The sequence below is a fragment of the Bradyrhizobium sp. IC4059 genome, from assembly GCF_020193615.1.
GTDB classification, from domain to species: Bacteria; Pseudomonadota; Alphaproteobacteria; order Rhizobiales; family Xanthobacteraceae; genus Bradyrhizobium; species Bradyrhizobium yuanmingense.
On record NZ_JADYVH010000001.1, the window covers coordinates 928729 to 943691 of the forward strand.

The window sequence follows — 14963 nt, forward strand, 5'->3', positions numbered from 1 at the left end:
GGCAAAAACGCGGCAGACCCCTCCCGCAGCCGCCCGCCCGATGCAGGACGCACCGATCGGTGTTAAGAGCCGTCGCAGATGTTTGCGGCCGCATCGGTCGCGCGGCCCGGATCTTGATCACGAATTCGTGATATGTTTGGCGCCCGCGTAACAAATTGAAAGAGCGGCCGAATTGCATGGTGAGGGGCGCGCGTGCGCGGACGTGAGGACGAGTGGACCGGCCTGATGCGGTCGGCCATGGCTGGCGATGATGCGGCGTATCATCGTCTGTTGAAGGCAGTCGCGCCGGTGCTGCGGGCCGCCGCGAGGCGTGGCTTGGCGCGGGCGGGTCAGCCGCCCGACCAGGCCGAGGATATCGTGCAGGAGATTCTGTTGGCGGTACATCTGAAGCGGCATACCTGGGACAGCGAAGCCCCCTTCGCGCCCTGGCTGTTTGCGATCGGCCGCAACAAGCTGATCGATGCGCTCCGGCGGCGCGGCAGGCGCGTGTTCGTCAACATCGACGATTTCGCCGAGACGCTGCCGGGCGAGGCGCCGCAGGACACCGCTTCAGCCGGCGAGGTCGCCGCCCAGCTCGGAACCCTGCCGCAGCGTCAGCGCGACGTGCTGCAATCGATCGCGGTCGAGGCCGCCTCGATCAAGGATACGGCGGCAAGGTTGTCGATGAGCGAGGGTGCGGTCCGGGTCGCGCTGCATCGCGGACTTGCGGCGCTGACCGCCAAATTGCGGGACCATTGATCATGGACACCGATCAACTCATTCGCTCGCTCGCCGCCGACAATCCGCATCGCGCGCCCCGCGTCGGCGCCGTGCTGAGCATGGCGCTGCTGGTGGCTGCGCCGCTGTCGATCCTGATCTTTGTGACGTTCTTCGGCGTGCGCGCCGACGTCATGAGCGCCATGCGCAACCCGTTCTTCGACATGAAGTTCGCGGTGACGTTGTCGCTCGCGATCCCCGCCATCATCGTCAGCCTTCATTTGTCGCGTCCCGAAGCCCTGCTGCGCGGCTGGGGCTGGCTGCTGCTGCTTCCCGTCGGGCTGCTCGCCGTGGCGATTGGCAGCGAGGCGATGATGGCGCCGGCGATGCCGATGACGATGCGCCTGGTGGGTAAGAACTCCAGGGTCTGCATGGTCGCGATCCCCGCAATGGCGCTGCCGCTGCTTGCGGGGGCGCTGTTCGGCCTGCGCCACGGCGCGCCGTCTAGTCCCGCGCTCGCCGGAGCGCTCGCAGGGCTGGTGTCGGCGGGACTTGCGGCGACCCTCTATGCCTCGCACTGCACCGACGATTCCCCGCTGTTCGTCGCGACCTGGTACACGCTCGCAACCGCGCTGGTGACGGCGATCGGCGCGGCGGTCGGATCGAGGGTCTTGCGGTATTAAAGCATGATCCGGAAAAGTGCGAAGCGGTTTTCCGGAAAGATCATGCGCAACCAACAACCTAAAGCGCGATGACGATCCATCGAAATCTCATCGCGCTTTAGTCGCGCCGGCTTCATGCCGCCGGCGTCGCGTGCAACTGCATGCGGTGGAAGCGCAGCGCCTGTTGCGCGGTCGATGGGCGCAGCGCCTCATAGGTGTCGCGCAGCTTCAGCATGTCGGTCTGCGACCCGCCGGAGAGCTTCTCGCGCAAGGCGATGATGGCGCGCACGCTCGACCATTGCATGCCCGCGGCCTTGGCGAGGATCATCACGCCTTCGGTGCGGCTCTCGATCATCATGGTCTCGGCGGTCTCGACCGCGATCCCTGCGAGTGCGGCCAGCGCCGCGTTCGTCTCGTCGAACTTGCCCTGCTCGGCGAAGGTGGCGACCTGGAGCTCGTTGAGGCGGCCGTCCTCGTGCAGCGACTTCACCAGCGCGCGAGCCATCTCCGTCTGTTTCGTCCTGGCGACGGCGCGAACCCGTTGGGCCGCTTCCTCGACGGCCCTCGACACCTCGTCCGCGAGCTTGGGATGCGCAGCCGCGAGCTTCGTGCGCACGCTCGAGGATGCCTTGGCGACCAGCCTCAGATAGTGATGGCGCGGCAGGTCGGGCCGCAGGCCGATGCAGCCGGCGAGGTCGTCGTCGCGCTCGGCGCGGACGACGAGGTCGGCGAGACACTCCTCCGAGAACCGCGCGCCCGGATTGCCGACCGTCGACTGCACCACGTCCTCATTGCCCCGCGCCACCAGCACGTCGGTCAGCGCTTCCGACAGCGTCCGCCGCAGCGAGATCGCCTTGAGATGCGCCTGGCTCCTGGTGCGCGCAATCTCGACCAATGTTGCCTCATCCAGCCGCTCCGACTTCGACAGCACGGGGCCGGAGACCTCGATCACCTCGTCGAGCGCGAGCGTGCGGATGATCTGCGGCGGCGCAGCTGCGATCGGCGCGAGCCGCTCGGCGAGCAGCGCCTTGGCCGACGTCTCGATCTGCTCGATCAGGCACTGGAACACGTCGTCGAACACGCGGATATGGTCGTCGGAATAGTCGACCGCGTTGCCCACGAAGAGATCGGTGACGCGGCGGAGCGTCTCCAACCGGCGCGCGACGGTGCCGTGCGAGAGGGCGGCCTGCAACTCCTCGAGCAGGCTTTCGGATGGTCTTGCGGAATTGGATCTCATTGCTCTGTCCTGGAGCGGTCGGCCCGGCAGCGGCTTCCGTCGCACCGGAGGAAAATGGATCGGTCAGCTCGTTGCAATGCAGTTGCGCCCTCGCGCCTTGGCGGAATAGAGCGCGCTGTCGGCGCGCGCGAGAAACGTGTCGGCAGTATCGACGTCGCGCAGCGTCACGACGCCCGCGGAAATGGTCACCCGCATGCTGGGGGAGAACGCGCCCCAGTCGAGATCGGCGACGATGCCGCGCAGGCGCTCGAGCGTGCGGAGCGCGACGTCGCCCGACGTATCCGGCAGCAGCAGCAGGAATTCCTCGCCGCCGTAGCGGCCGAAACTGTCGGCCGGGCGGATGTTGGCGAAAATGGTGATCGCGAAGGTGCGCAGCACCTCATCGCCAATGGGATGGCCGTAAGCGTCGTTGATGCGCTTGAACCAGTCGAGATCGATCAGCGCGATCGCGAAGGGCGTGGATGCCCGCCGCGACTTTTCGATCTCGGTGTCGAGAAGCCGCATGATGCAGCGGCGGTTGTAGGAGCCGGTGAGCTCGTCGAGCTCGGCCAGTTCCTCGATGCGTCGATAGGCGGCCTTCAATTCGATGCTGCGCTTGTACAGGATCTTGCGTAACGTGGCGCCGAACAGGCCGAGGAAGGCGCACTGCCCGATCACCAGCACGAAGCAGAGCATCGAGGCGGTCCGCTGCAGCCGGGTCGCGACCGGCAGTCCGATCGGCAGGTCCGATCCCAGGAAAACCACGGTGAGCCCGCAGGTGGCGAGGCCCCAGGTGAGCATGGCCTGGCTCGACGTCATCCGCAGCGTGCCGAACGCGAAGATCAGAAACAATACGGCAAGGAACGCGACCCCGATGGTGGGCACCGCGAGCAGGAACACCAGTTGCAGCGCCATATGCAGCGAGATCTGATAGACGGTGAGGTAATGATCGTCGAAACGGTCGCCGAAACCGGCCTCCGACAGCACCGTGAAAGTCCCGATGATCAGAAGGCCGCCGAGCCAGAACAGCGTCGGAACGGCCATGGAGACCGCGCCGTCATAGGCGTAGAGCAGCAGGACCGCGCCGCCCAGCGAGTAGCTCGCGACCTGGCCGATATACATCTGGCGACGCTGCCAGACGCGGCGCGCCCTGACCTCGGGCGCCGTCGTCTCGGGCGCAAGGACGAGATCCGCGACCTCTGCGGCATTCCTCTCTGGAAAGGACGTCGCGGCCGTACCCATGGTCCCGCCAATGGTGGATGTCAGCGTAAAAACCTACGTGGCAAGCCTTTAGGTTTGGTATCCTTTGAAATCGAATCCGAACCGTGCAGCAGGGAACAAGGCGATCATCTAGCGTGAGAATTTTACCGATGATCACGCATCGTGTGCGCTGCGGTCGAGCCGAAGCGAGGCTTGGCGCGACAAAGGTGGTGCGGGGCTGCTATGGAACCGGATGAGGCCGGGCTGCCTATGTCCGGGCAGGCATTCCGCAGGGAATATCGCAGTATTATGGTACCGATTCGGATGAGCGACGCTGACCACCACGGGTGGGACAAGAAAAATGCCCGGATGTGGGGTAGCTCACACAAGCCCCCGTATGACTGCGGTAGGTTCAACAATTTTGCCCCCCACATCGAACCGGCCACCGCATCGACCCGACCAACCTTGCGAGACGGCCATTGAGCGCGACACAGGCGGCTTCAGACGAGATCCTGATCGCCAGGATCGCTCAAGGTGACCGGCTCGCCATGCAGGTGCTGTACGGGCGGCACCATGTCAGGGTTTACCGGTTCGGGCTGAGGCTCGTGCGGGACGAGCAGGCGGCGGAAGACCTCATCAGCGAGGTGTTTCTCGACGTCTGGCGTCAAGCGGGCAAATTCGAGGGCCGATCTGCCGTTTCCACCTGGCTGCTGGCAATCACCCGATTCAAGGCCCTGTCTGCGCTCCGGCGCAGGAAGGATTTCGAGCTGGACGAAGACGCCGCCAACGCGATCGAGGATACGTCCGACGATCCGGAAACGGTGGTGCAGAAGAAGGATACCAGTGAGGCGTTGCGGGAGTGTCTGACGGGCCTCTCGCCGGATCATCGGGAAATCGTCGATCTCGTCTACTACCACGAGAAGTCCGTGGAAGAGGTGGCCGAAATCGTCGGGATACCAGAGAACACTGTGAAGACGCGCTTGTTCTATGCGCGCAAGAAACTGGCCGAACTGCTGAAGGCAGCCGGCGTCGAGCGAGGCTGGCCATGATGGCTTTGAGCAAGAAGATGCTGGAGCAAGAGCCCAGTGAAATTGAACTGCTGCTGCCCTGGCACGCTGCCGGCACGCTGAACGCGCGCGATGCGCGCCGTGTCGAGGAAGCGCTGGCGCGCGATCCGGACCTGGCGAAGCAATATGCGGCGATCCGCGGCGAGTACGAAGAGACCATTCATCTGAACGAGAGCCTGGGCGCTCCGTCGGCGCGCGCGATGCAGAAGCTGTTCGCCGCGATCGATGCCGAGCCGGCGAGGGCGAGCGGCTCGCTGCCGCTGTCGGCGCGTATCTCGACCTTCTTCGCGAGCTTGTCGCCGCGCACGCTGGCGTGGTCGGCGAGCCTCGGTGCCGTCGCGCTCGTGCTGCAGGCCGGCATCATCGGCGCCGTGCTGATGAAGAACCAGCCGGCGACCTTCCAAACCGCTTCGCTCTCGACCAGCGCACCGATCACGCGCGAGCTTGGTAGCGCCGCCGCGCCGGCGCGCGCGCTGGTGCGCTTCACCCCTGAGGCGCGCGTCGCCGACATCACCGCGCTGCTCGACAGCTACCAGGCTTCGATCATCGGCGATGCCAAGGGCGGCATGTTCCGCCTCCAGTTCGACAAGGCGATGAGCCAGGACGAGCTCGCTTCGCTGCTCGGCAGGATGCAGCGCGAGAAGTTCGTCAACCTCGCCGTCGCGGCGCCCTAGGCGCGCCGCCGAGCCGATGACGGGCAAATCCGAGAGCAGGGTGCGCACTGGGGCCCGCGCTTCATCCGTCGGCGTTGCGCTTCTGGTCGCCTTCTGTTTCGGCGTGGAGCTTGCGCAGGCGCAGGCGATCATGCGCACGCCGACGATCAGCGTTCCCTCGCGCACGCCGACCGTCTCTCCAAACATCACCCCGCGGGTCAGCCCGAACATCGCTGCGCGCGCGGTGAGCGTTGGCCGCGGCCCGCGGACGATGGCAACCATTCCCACGACGCCGCGCATCCGGCCGACGACGCCGGTGCTGCCCCATGCGCGTTACTCGCCGAACCTCTATCCGGCCTGCACCGCGGCCCATCGCGGTGCCGACGGCGAATGTCTGGCGCAGCCGAACGCGGGCGGCGAGGGCACCGGAAAATCCGGCAAGAAGAGCGCCGGCAAAGGGCGCGGCAACAACGCGCCGGTCGCTGCGACCTCGCGCAGCTTCGCAGGCGAATTCGTCGCCGAGATCGACGGCGCGCTGTCGACCGCCGAGGCCGACGAGCTGGCGCGTCGCCACGGCCTGACCCGCCTCGCTTCCGAGAATTTCCCGCTGATCGGAGCCACGTTCGGCCTGTTCCGCATCGCCGACGGCCGGCCCTATGAGACCGTGCGGCGCGAATTCGCGGCCGACGGCAGCGTGCGCTCGCTGCAGCCGAACTTCCGCTACGTGCTCCAGGACCAGAAATCGTCGGCCGCCACCGAGGGCGATCCTGCGCAATACGCGCTGGCAAAGCTGCGCCTGCCGCAGGCGCATACGTTGGCGCACGGGGCCAACGTCACGATCGCGGTAATCGATTCCGGCATCGACGCCCGGCATCCCGAGCTCGCCAATTCCGTCGCCGACAATTTCGACGCGCTCGGCAGTGCCGAAGGGCCGCACGTCCATGGCACCGGCATCGCCGGGGCGATCGCGGCCCATGCCCGTCTGATGGGAAGCGCCCCCGAGGCCCGTATCATCGCCATCCGCGCCTTCGGCGGTGCCAATGGCGGTGCGGAGAGCTCGTCCTATATCATCCTGCGTTCCCTGAATTACGCCGCCGAGCACGGCGCGCAGATCGTCAACATGAGCTTTGCCGGTCCGAAGGACGCGGTGATCGAGCGCGCGATCGCGGCGACGGCCGCGCGTGGTCTCATTCTGATCGCCGCCGCCGGCAATGCCGGGGCGAAATCGCCGCCGCTCTATCCGGCGGCCAACCCCAACGTGATTGCGGTCAGCGCGACGGATCGGCAGGACAGGCTGTTCTCCGCCTCCAACCGCGGCAACTACATCGCCGTCGCGGCCCCCGGCGTCGACATCTTCCTGCCGGCACCGGATGGCAAATACCAGGTGACGTCGGGAACCTCATTCTCGGCCGCCTATGTCTCAGGCGTCGCTGCGCTGCTGCTCGAGCGCAACCACGCACTCAAGCCGGAAGCGCTGCGCATGACGCTGGTGAAGACCGCACGCGACCTCGGCTCTCCCGGGCGCGACGACCTCTTCGGCGACGGCCAGGCCGACGCGTTTGCCGCCGTCATGGCTGTTCCTGCCGACAGCGCGACGCCGGTCGCTGCTGCCTCCGGTACAACAAAACGTGAAGATGCTCCGAAGCGTCGCGACGAGCCGGGCATACGCGCGATCGAGCAGCCTTCGTTGTCGAGCGCGGAGGATAAATCCGCGGTTTCTCAGGCAGATAGGCCGGCGGCGCGATAGCGGTCGCGACAAATCTGCGCGACGCGACGGCGTCAAAAAAGCGAACCCCGGATTGAACGTTCAGCCCGCTGCCCCGACCAACTGATGTGGGAGCGGTCATCCCTCCCCATCAGTCATATCAGGCGCGAGCGCCCATCCACCCCAAGCGCCCATATGGCTCGACCCGTCCGGTTGTCCCCCCGGACGGGTCTCTTCTTTTCAGAGCGTTTTCGAGCGAAGCGGGTGCCGGTTCGCGTGAAGAAAACGCGTCAAGACAAGATTCTGGCGTCCGATTTTTCGAAGCTTCGCATCCGTTCAGCTTGCAGTTGAAGGTCGCCGTGGCCTCGGTCGCCGTCGCGAGCGAGTCCCGCCGCAACTCCGTCATGCTTGTGCGAAGCTTGACTCGAAAACACGGAAAATCACCGCACGACTACGGTGTTTGACGACGAATGCCGCGTCGTTGCTGGACAAGTCAAAACTTTTCCACAAAATATTCATGTCGCGTCTAAATTGATTCGTGTGCGTTGCGTCCCCGCGTCCGTGTTTTCTCCTGACGGGCTGGTTCATGACACATCGCCAAGAATTTGCTCGCGAAGAGTTCGTTCGCGACGCGGCCGGCAGCCGCCAAATCGCGGCGCGCTGGTGCGCTCTCGCCGAGCAGCGCCTGCAACATCTCTCCGAGATGTTCGAGACCGGCCGCTGGCGCCGCTATCATTCCGAGATCGCCTTCCTCGAAAACATCCAGGAAGCCAAGCGCGCCGTCCAGACTTGGCGCGCCCTTGCGACGGGCGCGGATGTCGCCGAGGCGGCTGCGAGCGTGACGCCGGCATTCGGTTGGTCGCCGGCGACGATGCCTCGCATGGCGCCGCGCGAGCAGCAGGCGCAAACGATGCAGCCCAAGGCCGTTCACATCGCTCCCGAGACCGTCATGCCGGTGAGGCTCGATCCGAAACCCGACGTGCTCGCGGAGATCACCGAAGCCTCGATCGCGCCGCTTGCTATGCCCGTAGCTTGGCCGTCGTTCACCGCGCCTGCCGAGATGCCACCGCTGAGGGCACCCGCTGCGAAGGCACCGTTCACTGCGCCTGCCGTGAGATCGCCGCTCGCGGAGCCGGCCGCCACCGCGCCATTCGCCGCGCCGGAAGTGAGGCCGCCCGTGCCTGCCGCGAAGCCGCCGAAGACCGCGCCCGCAGCGATGGCGGCGCTCCTGCCGCAGTTCGCCCCGCCCGCCGAGGAAATCGTCGCCGCCCCCGAGCGCGTCGTCGAATTCACTTTCAGCCTCGACGGCCTGGAAGCGAAGTACCCGCTGCTGCGGAACGCGTTCTAGCGCCGCACCGCATTGCCGCCGACCACCAGCTGCGCAAAACGTTGTGCGCCTTCGGCCGATAGATCCGACGTCACCGCGCGGGCGTGATCGAGGCCGACCACGGCGCCGCGCGGCGTCTCGGAGATCATGTTGTTGTTGACCAGCGCGGTGCCGGCGCCCGGCACGACGGAGACGCCGACGCCGGCCAGCGCCTTACGGATCACGTTGCCCGTGATCGCGACGTCGCGCAGATATCTGCCCCAGCCGGCGACGATGCCGTAGGACGGCGCGTTCTCGATCACGTTGCCGGTCACCGAAGAATCCGCCTCGATGTAGATGCCGACGCCGGCATCATCGTCGGGCGCGGTGCCGATCGGCCGCTTCGGGATCAGGTTGCGGATGATGTTGCCCTGGACCACCGCGATGCGGCCGCCCTCGTTGAAATTGCAGACCGAGACGCCGACGGCCGCGCCGTCCACGATGTTGTTGGCGATCACCGCGGCCTCGAACGCGAACTCGGAATAGAGCGCGACCTCGCGCACGTCGCTGACGCTGTTGCCACTGATGTGGATGTTCGAGGCCGAGTTGCCGCGCACCGCCGAATAGTCGCAATTCCTGATACGGTTGCCGCGCACGATCACGTTGCTGGCGCGAAAGGCGTTGATGGCATTGCCGAACTGGCCCGAGCCGCCGGGGCCGGCCTTGATGTTCTCGATGCGGTTGTCGGCGACCAGCGTGCCGTCATCGCCGATCGCGGTGCGCAGGATCTCGATCCCGTTGTCGTTGGTGCCGAGAATCGTGTTGCGGCAGACGCTGAGGCCCCTGGCGTCGAACGACACGACCGCTGTCACCGCGATGTCGGTGAAGATATTGCCGGAGATGTCGCCCGCGACCTGCTCGAGCCAGATGCCGCTGCCGCCCGAGCTCGTGATAGCGCATTCGCTGATGCGCACGTCGCGCCCGCCGAGGGCGTGGATCAGGCCGCGCCGTGTCGGCAGCGGGATGCCGCCGCCGTCGAAGGTGATGCCGGTGAGGCCGATCGCATCGGAGCCGTCGCTCTGGATCGCCGAGGCGCCGCCGGTGAAGACGAGCTTGGTCGCGCCGCGCACGCCGATCAGCTGCGCGCCGTTCGGCAGCCGCAACAGACCGGTCCGGTACACGCCGGGTGGTAAGGCGAGTGGCAATTGCGCCCGCGCGGCCTCGTCGATGGCACGCTGCAGCGCGCGGGTCTGGTCCTCGCTGCTGCCGGGCCGCACACCATATTGCGTAGCATCGCGGCCGAGCAGCGACGTCAGCGGCGCGGCGCGCGCGGCATCGGCCGGCATGGCCAGCGCACCGGCAATGCCCGCGGTCGAAGCCCCGATGAGATGACGGCGATTGAGGTTCATGACGCGTCCTCCGGCGGACGCGGGAGGTGTCCGCAGCGGTTTCGTAGCGCAGCAGGGCGAGGACCGTGAGGATTGTTCGCGGTAGGGTTAAATGTTTACGCAAAGGACGGTGCCGTAGGGTGGGTTAGCCGTAGGCGTAACCCACCATGTCACCGCGAGTACGGAACCGTTGATGGAGATGAGGTGGATTACGCTTCGCTAATCCACCCTACGAAGCGCGCGCCTTGCGCGCCAACTGCACCATCTCCATCAGCATCGCTTCCCCCGCATCCACCAGTTCTTCCAGCGTGATGCCGGCTGCGCCCTTGCGGCGCGCACCGCCGCTGCGCGCGAGCAGGGGAATGTGGATGAACGCCGCAAGCCTGGGTCCGCCAGCCTTCACGCGCTCGATCGCGCGCCAGCTTAAGTAGTTGCAGAGATAGGCGCCGGCGTCGCGCGAGGGACGCGCGTCGATGCCGGTGAGTCGCGCGGCGCGCAGCAGCCTTGCGGTGTGCGGGCCGAACGTCATCGCGTCGGCATGGCCGGCGATGCCGCGCTTGGTCGAGCGGGTGTTGGCGGCGTCGGGCCAGAGCATGGTGACGGCGTTGCGCGCCCGCGTCTCGATGCGCAGATAAGGCGTGCGGGCGGCGAGGCCGAACATCAGCAGCGCGTCGGGCTTTTGCCTAGCGAGCACGTCGGGCAATTGGCAGTCGACCGCGGCATAAGTGACCGGGAAGATGTGGCTCGAGAGCACGACATCGTCGAGCGCGGGCCGGCGCAATTGCGCCAGCCGCGCCACCAGCGGCTGGGTCGGATTATGGGGCGCGCCGGGAAACGGGCCGAAGCCGGTGAGAAGAATGCGGAGCTTGTCGCTCATTGCAGCAACTCCAGCATCTGCTCGGCGGCGAGCGCCGGCGTGAGATGGCCATCGGCGACCTCGGCCTCGATCTTGCGAACCTTGGTCCGCACCGAGGCCTCGCTGCGCAGCCGTGCCAGCATGCGCTGCTCCAGCATCGACCACATCCACTTCACCTGCTGCTCGCGCCGCCGCGCGGCGAAATCGCCGGAGGCGTTCATCGCCTTGCGGTGATCCAGAACCTTCTGCCAGATCTTTGCGATGCCGTCGCCGGTCAGCGCCGAATAGGTCTCGACCGGCGGATGCCAATGCTCGGACCGCGGCGCCAAGATATGCAGCGCGCCGCGATAATCGGCCGCGGTGATCTTGGCGCGCTTCAAATTGTCGCCGTCGGCCTTGTTGATCGCGATCATGTCGGCGAGCTCGACCAGGCCCTTTTTGATGCCCTGCAGCTCGTCGCCGCCGCCCGGCAGCATCAGGGCAAGGAAGAAGTCGGTCATGTCGCAGACGGCGGTCTCGGACTGGCCGATGCCGACCGTTTCCACCAGCACGACGCCGAAGCCGGCGGCCTCGCACAGCAGCATCGCCTCGCGCGTCTTCGCCGCGACACCGCCGAGCGTGCCCGAGGACGGCGAGGGACGGATGAAGGCTGCATCGGAAGCTGACAGCCGCGCCATCCGCGTTTTGTCACCGAGAATCGAGCCGCCGCTGCGCGCCGAGGACGGATCGACCGCGAGCACCGCGACCTTGTGGCCCTGCTCGATGAGATACGTACCCAACGCATCGATCGTGGTGGATTTGCCGACGCCGGGCGAGCCGGTGATGCCGACGCGATATGCCTTGCCGGTCTCGGGCAGCAGCATCTGCACCAGCTCCCGCGCCAGCGCCTGATGGTCGGCGCGCCGGCTCTCCACCAGCGTGATCGCCCGGGCGAGGGCCGCACGACTGCCGGCGCGAAGCTCCTTGGCGAGGGTCTTGATGTCGAGCGAGGCCTTCTTCTCAGTCATGCCCTGCTTTACAACGCCCGGGCGGGTCAGGCGAGGGCCGCCCGCCCGATATCACCGGGTCGTTGCCGCGGCGGTCTGCGGCTGTTTCACCTTGCGCCAGATCCACACCATGACCGGCCAGAGCAGCGCGCCGATCGCCATCGCGGCGAGGATGGCCGCGACCGGACGCTCGAAGAACGGCAAGATGCTGCCGTCCGACTTGATCAGCGAGGTGACGAAGGCCTGCTCCACCATGGTGCCCATGACGATGCCGAGCACCATGGCGGCGACGGGATAGCCGTTCGTCTCCATGACATAGCCGATCACGCCGAAGGCGGCGACGGTAACGACGCCGAACATGTTGTTGCCGATCGCGAACGAGCCAACCGCGCAGCACAGCATGATGATCGGCATGATCGCCGAGCGCGGTGCCAGCAGGATGTAGGTGGCGACGCGGATCATCGCGATGCCGAGCGGGATCATCAGGATATTCGCGATGATGAACATCAGGTAGATCGCGTACATGCTCGACGCCTTCTCGGTGAACAGCGTCGGGCCGGGATTGAGGCCCTTCATGTAGAGCACGCCGATCGCGATCGCGGCGATGGTGTCGCCGGGGATGCCGAACAGCAGCGAAGGCACCCAGCCGGAGGCGATGCTGGCATTGTTGCTGGCGCCGGCCTCGACCAGGCCCTCGACATGGCCGGTGCCGAACTTTTCCGGTTCCTTGGAGAAGCGCTTCGACATCGCATAGGAGACCCAGGCGGCCATGTCGGCGCCGGCGCCGGGCAGCACGCCGATGATGATGCCGACGATGTTCCCGCGCGTCATCTGCCAGCGATAGAGCTTGGTCAGCTTCCACTGGCCGGCCATGATGCTTCCGAATTTGCGCCGCGGCAGCGGCGGCGGCTCGGGCGTCAGCATCGCGCGCATCACCTGCGCCACCGCGAACACGCCGACGAGGGCCGGGATCGGCTCGATGCCGCCGAACAGATCGGTCAGGCCGAAGGTGAAGCGCGGGATGCCGCCGGGATTCTCGATGCCGATGCAGGCGACGAGCAGGCCGATGAACATGCCGGCGATCGCCTTGACGGGCGAGGAACGCGCCACCAAGGTGGCGCACATCAGGCCGAGCAGCGCCAACCAGAAATATTCGAAGGTCGAGAACGACAGCGCGATTTCGGCCAGCGGCGGCGCCAGGATCATCAGCGACAGCACGCCGGCGATGCCGCCGACCGCGGAGAACCAGACGCCGGCCCCTAGCGCGAGCTCGGCCTGGCCCTTGCGCGTCATGGCGTAGGCTTCATCCGCGTAAGCCGCGGATGCGGGCGTGCCCGGAATACGCAGCAGCGCGCCGGGAATGTCGCCGGAGAAGATCGCCATCGAGGAGGCCGCGACGATGGTCGCGATCGCCGCGATCGGTGACAGATAGAAGGTGACGGGGACGAGCAGGGCGGTCGCCATCGTCGCCGACAGGCCCGGCAGCGAGCCGATCACCAGCCCGTACACGGAGGCTGCGAACATGGAGATGATGACCTCCCAGGTGGAGATCAGCGCGAACGCATCAATCAGGGTCTTCAACATCGATCACCAGGGCGTCGGCAGCAGGCCAACCGGCAGCGGCACGCGGAGCAGCTTGCCGAAGATGAGATGAATGGCGAACGGCGAGAGCATCGCGAGCGGCAGCGCCAGCTTCCATTTCGCCCCGAGCGCGGTCGAGGTCACGTAGACCATGATCGCCGCGGTGATGACGAATCCGAGCCGGTCGGCGGCAAGAACGTAGAACAGCAGCAGCGCCGGCGGCAGCAGCGCGCGCAGGCCGTAGAGCTTGCCCTGCGGTGGCGGAGCAGCCGCCTGGCCGTCCTCGAACGGGACCAGCTCTTCCTCCTCCTCGAAGGAGCGCCCGATGCCGAACACGATCGCGAGCCCGCACAGTGCAAGGCCGCAGCCGATCACCAGCGGAAATACATTGGGGCCGACCGGCTGCCCCGGCACCGGCGGCAGAATGTAGCCGCCGTAGGCGGCAGCCGCGCCGAGCGCGACGAGAAACGATCCCGTGACGGAGTCGGGAAGACGCATAGGGGAGTCCTACAGGAGGTGCGCTCCCTCTCCCCGCTTGCGGGGAGAGGGTTGGGGTGAGGGGAAGTCTCCGCGGGGGAGGTGAGAGATGGACTCGCGGAGAGTTCCTCGCACCCCGATCACGGCGTCGCAGGTGCGGATCACGCCTTGCTCAGGCCCGCGGCCTTCATCGCCTGGCCCATCTGGGCGTCGCCCTTGTCCATGAAGCCCGCGAAATGGGCCGCATCGCCCCACACGGTGCCGAAGCCGCGATTGCTCATGAAGTCCTTGAACTCGGCGGAGTCGTAGACCTTCTTCAGCGCCGCCGTGAGCTTGGTTGCGATCTCCGGCGGCAGATTTTTCGGCCCGGCAATGCCGCGCCAGGCGCCGGTTGCGTAGTCGATGCCCATGGCCTCCTTCAGCGTCGGCACGTCCTTGAACACCGGATTGCGCGCGGGCGCCATGATGGCAAGGCTCCTGGCCTTGCCGGCCTCGATGATGGCGCGCGCTTCCGGCACCGAGCAGGTGGTGAGATCGACACCGCCGGCCGCGAGATCCTGCATTGCGGGTGCCGCGCCGTTCGACGGCACCCAGGCGACCTGGTTGGCGGGCAGGCCCATCGCCTGCATCCAGCCGACGAGCGCGAGATGCCAGATGCCGCCCTGGCCGGTGCCGGAGGCCTTGAACTTCCCCGGAGGCGCCGCCTTGATCGCGTCGGCGAGCTCCTTGACCGTCTTGTAGGGCGAGGAGGAGGAGACCTGGATGCCGGGCGGATCCTCGTTCATCAGCGCCAGCGGCGTGTAGCTCTTCGGCGTCAGGTCGGTGAGGCCCTGCCAGTGCATCATTGAGATTTCGACGGTCAGCATGCCGATGGTGTAGCCGTCGGGCTGCGCGGTCGCGATCGCGCTATGGCCGACCACGCCGGAGCCGCCGGTGCGGTTGACCACGTTGAAGGGCTGGCCGAGGTCTTTCTCCAGCAGCGCTGCGACGATGCGCGCGGTGGCATCGGTGCCGCCGCCGGCGCCCCAGGGCACGATCACGGTGACGGGCCGCGCCGGATAGGCTTGTGCGAGCGCGGGCTTGAAGCCGAAAGCGGCGGAGGCCGCGAGAGCGGCGGTGGAAGCCGCAAAGCTGCGGCGCGAAATCTTGGACATTGAATGCCTCCCAGCG

14 protein-coding genes are annotated in these 14963 nt (G+C 66.7%); 6 read left to right on the forward strand and 8 right to left on the reverse strand.

The genetic code is table 11. From position 1 onward, the window contains the following. Positions 1 to 192: 192 nt before the first annotated feature. Complete coding sequence (locus I6F12_RS04275; RefSeq protein ID WP_036006032.1) at positions 193 to 738, forward strand: sigma-70 family RNA polymerase sigma factor; 546 nt, start codon at positions 193 to 195, stop codon at positions 736 to 738. A 2-nt stretch (positions 739 to 740) separates the two neighbouring features. Further along, entirely contained in the window at positions 741 to 1379 is a 639-nt protein-coding gene (locus tag I6F12_RS04280; RefSeq protein WP_036023131.1) for a DUF1109 domain-containing protein, read from the forward strand. 112 nt (positions 1380 to 1491) lie between these two features. Here the strand turns inward: I6F12_RS04280 and I6F12_RS04285 are convergent, their stop codons facing one another. Together I6F12_RS04285 and I6F12_RS04290 are read right to left on the reverse strand one after the other, a co-directional pair. Further along, positions 1492 to 2595: a DUF2336 domain-containing protein gene (locus I6F12_RS04285; RefSeq protein ID WP_036023133.1), complete on the reverse strand. Its 1104-nt coding sequence runs from the start codon at positions 2593 to 2595 to the stop codon at positions 1492 to 1494. A 63-nt stretch (positions 2596 to 2658) separates the two neighbouring features. Next, a complete protein-coding gene (locus tag I6F12_RS04290; protein WP_225127245.1) occupies positions 2659 to 3816 on the reverse strand; it encodes a GGDEF domain-containing protein in 1158 nt (385 codons plus the stop codon). Between the two features lie 437 nt (positions 3817 to 4253). On the opposite strand from I6F12_RS04290, the gene I6F12_RS04295 reads away from it, so the two are divergent. From I6F12_RS04295 to I6F12_RS04310, 4 genes are all read left to right on the forward strand, one after another. Then, the gene (locus I6F12_RS04295; protein WP_036006024.1) at positions 4254 to 4823 is read left to right on the forward strand and encodes a sigma-70 family RNA polymerase sigma factor; all 570 of its coding nucleotides are present in this window, start codon (positions 4254 to 4256) and stop codon (positions 4821 to 4823) included. Further along, a complete protein-coding gene (locus I6F12_RS04300) occupies positions 4820 to 5515 on the forward strand; it encodes a hypothetical protein (protein ID WP_036006022.1) in 696 nt (231 codons plus the stop codon). The genes I6F12_RS04295 and I6F12_RS04300 overlap by 4 nt, the downstream gene beginning before the upstream one ends. A gap of 16 nt (positions 5516 to 5531) precedes the next feature. Beyond that, positions 5532 to 7241, forward strand: a complete 1710-nt coding sequence (locus I6F12_RS04305) for a S8 family serine peptidase (protein ID WP_225155571.1) — start codon at positions 5532 to 5534, stop codon at positions 7239 to 7241. Between the two features lie 544 nt (positions 7242 to 7785). Further along, positions 7786 to 8547, forward strand: coding sequence for a TIGR03809 family protein (locus tag I6F12_RS04310; RefSeq protein ID WP_225127242.1), 762 nt, complete (start codon positions 7786 to 7788; stop codon positions 8545 to 8547). Here the strand turns inward: I6F12_RS04310 and I6F12_RS04315 are convergent. The 6 genes from I6F12_RS04315 to I6F12_RS04340 all read right to left on the reverse strand — a co-directional run bounded on the left by I6F12_RS04315 (position 8544) and on the right by I6F12_RS04340 (position 14947). Beyond that, positions 8544 to 9914 (reverse strand): TIGR03808 family TAT-translocated repetitive protein, encoded by a 1371-nt coding sequence (locus tag I6F12_RS04315; RefSeq protein ID WP_225155572.1) that lies wholly within the window; start codon positions 9912 to 9914, stop codon positions 8544 to 8546. The genes I6F12_RS04310 and I6F12_RS04315 overlap by 4 nt on opposite strands. A 208-nt stretch (positions 9915 to 10122) precedes the next feature. Next, positions 10123 to 10770, reverse strand: coding sequence for a pyroglutamyl-peptidase I (locus I6F12_RS04320; RefSeq protein ID WP_225155573.1), 648 nt, complete (start codon positions 10768 to 10770; stop codon positions 10123 to 10125). Beyond that, positions 10767 to 11756: a methylmalonyl Co-A mutase-associated GTPase MeaB gene (meaB, locus tag I6F12_RS04325; protein WP_225155574.1), complete on the reverse strand. Its 990-nt coding sequence runs from the start codon at positions 11754 to 11756 to the stop codon at positions 10767 to 10769. The genes I6F12_RS04320 and meaB overlap by 4 nt, the downstream gene beginning before the upstream one ends. 51 nt (positions 11757 to 11807) lie before the next feature. After that, the gene (locus I6F12_RS04330) at positions 11808 to 13319 is read right to left on the reverse strand and encodes a tripartite tricarboxylate transporter permease (protein WP_036023147.1); all 1512 of its coding nucleotides are present in this window, start codon (positions 13317 to 13319) and stop codon (positions 11808 to 11810) included. A 3-nt stretch (positions 13320 to 13322) separates the two neighbouring features. After that, complete coding sequence (locus I6F12_RS04335; RefSeq protein ID WP_225155575.1) at positions 13323 to 13814, reverse strand: tripartite tricarboxylate transporter TctB family protein; 492 nt, start codon at positions 13812 to 13814, stop codon at positions 13323 to 13325. A 140-nt stretch (positions 13815 to 13954) separates the two neighbouring features. Next, positions 13955 to 14947: a tripartite tricarboxylate transporter substrate binding protein gene (locus tag I6F12_RS04340; protein ID WP_225155576.1), complete on the reverse strand. Its 993-nt coding sequence runs from the start codon at positions 14945 to 14947 to the stop codon at positions 13955 to 13957. Positions 14948 to 14963 lie beyond the last annotated feature (16 nt).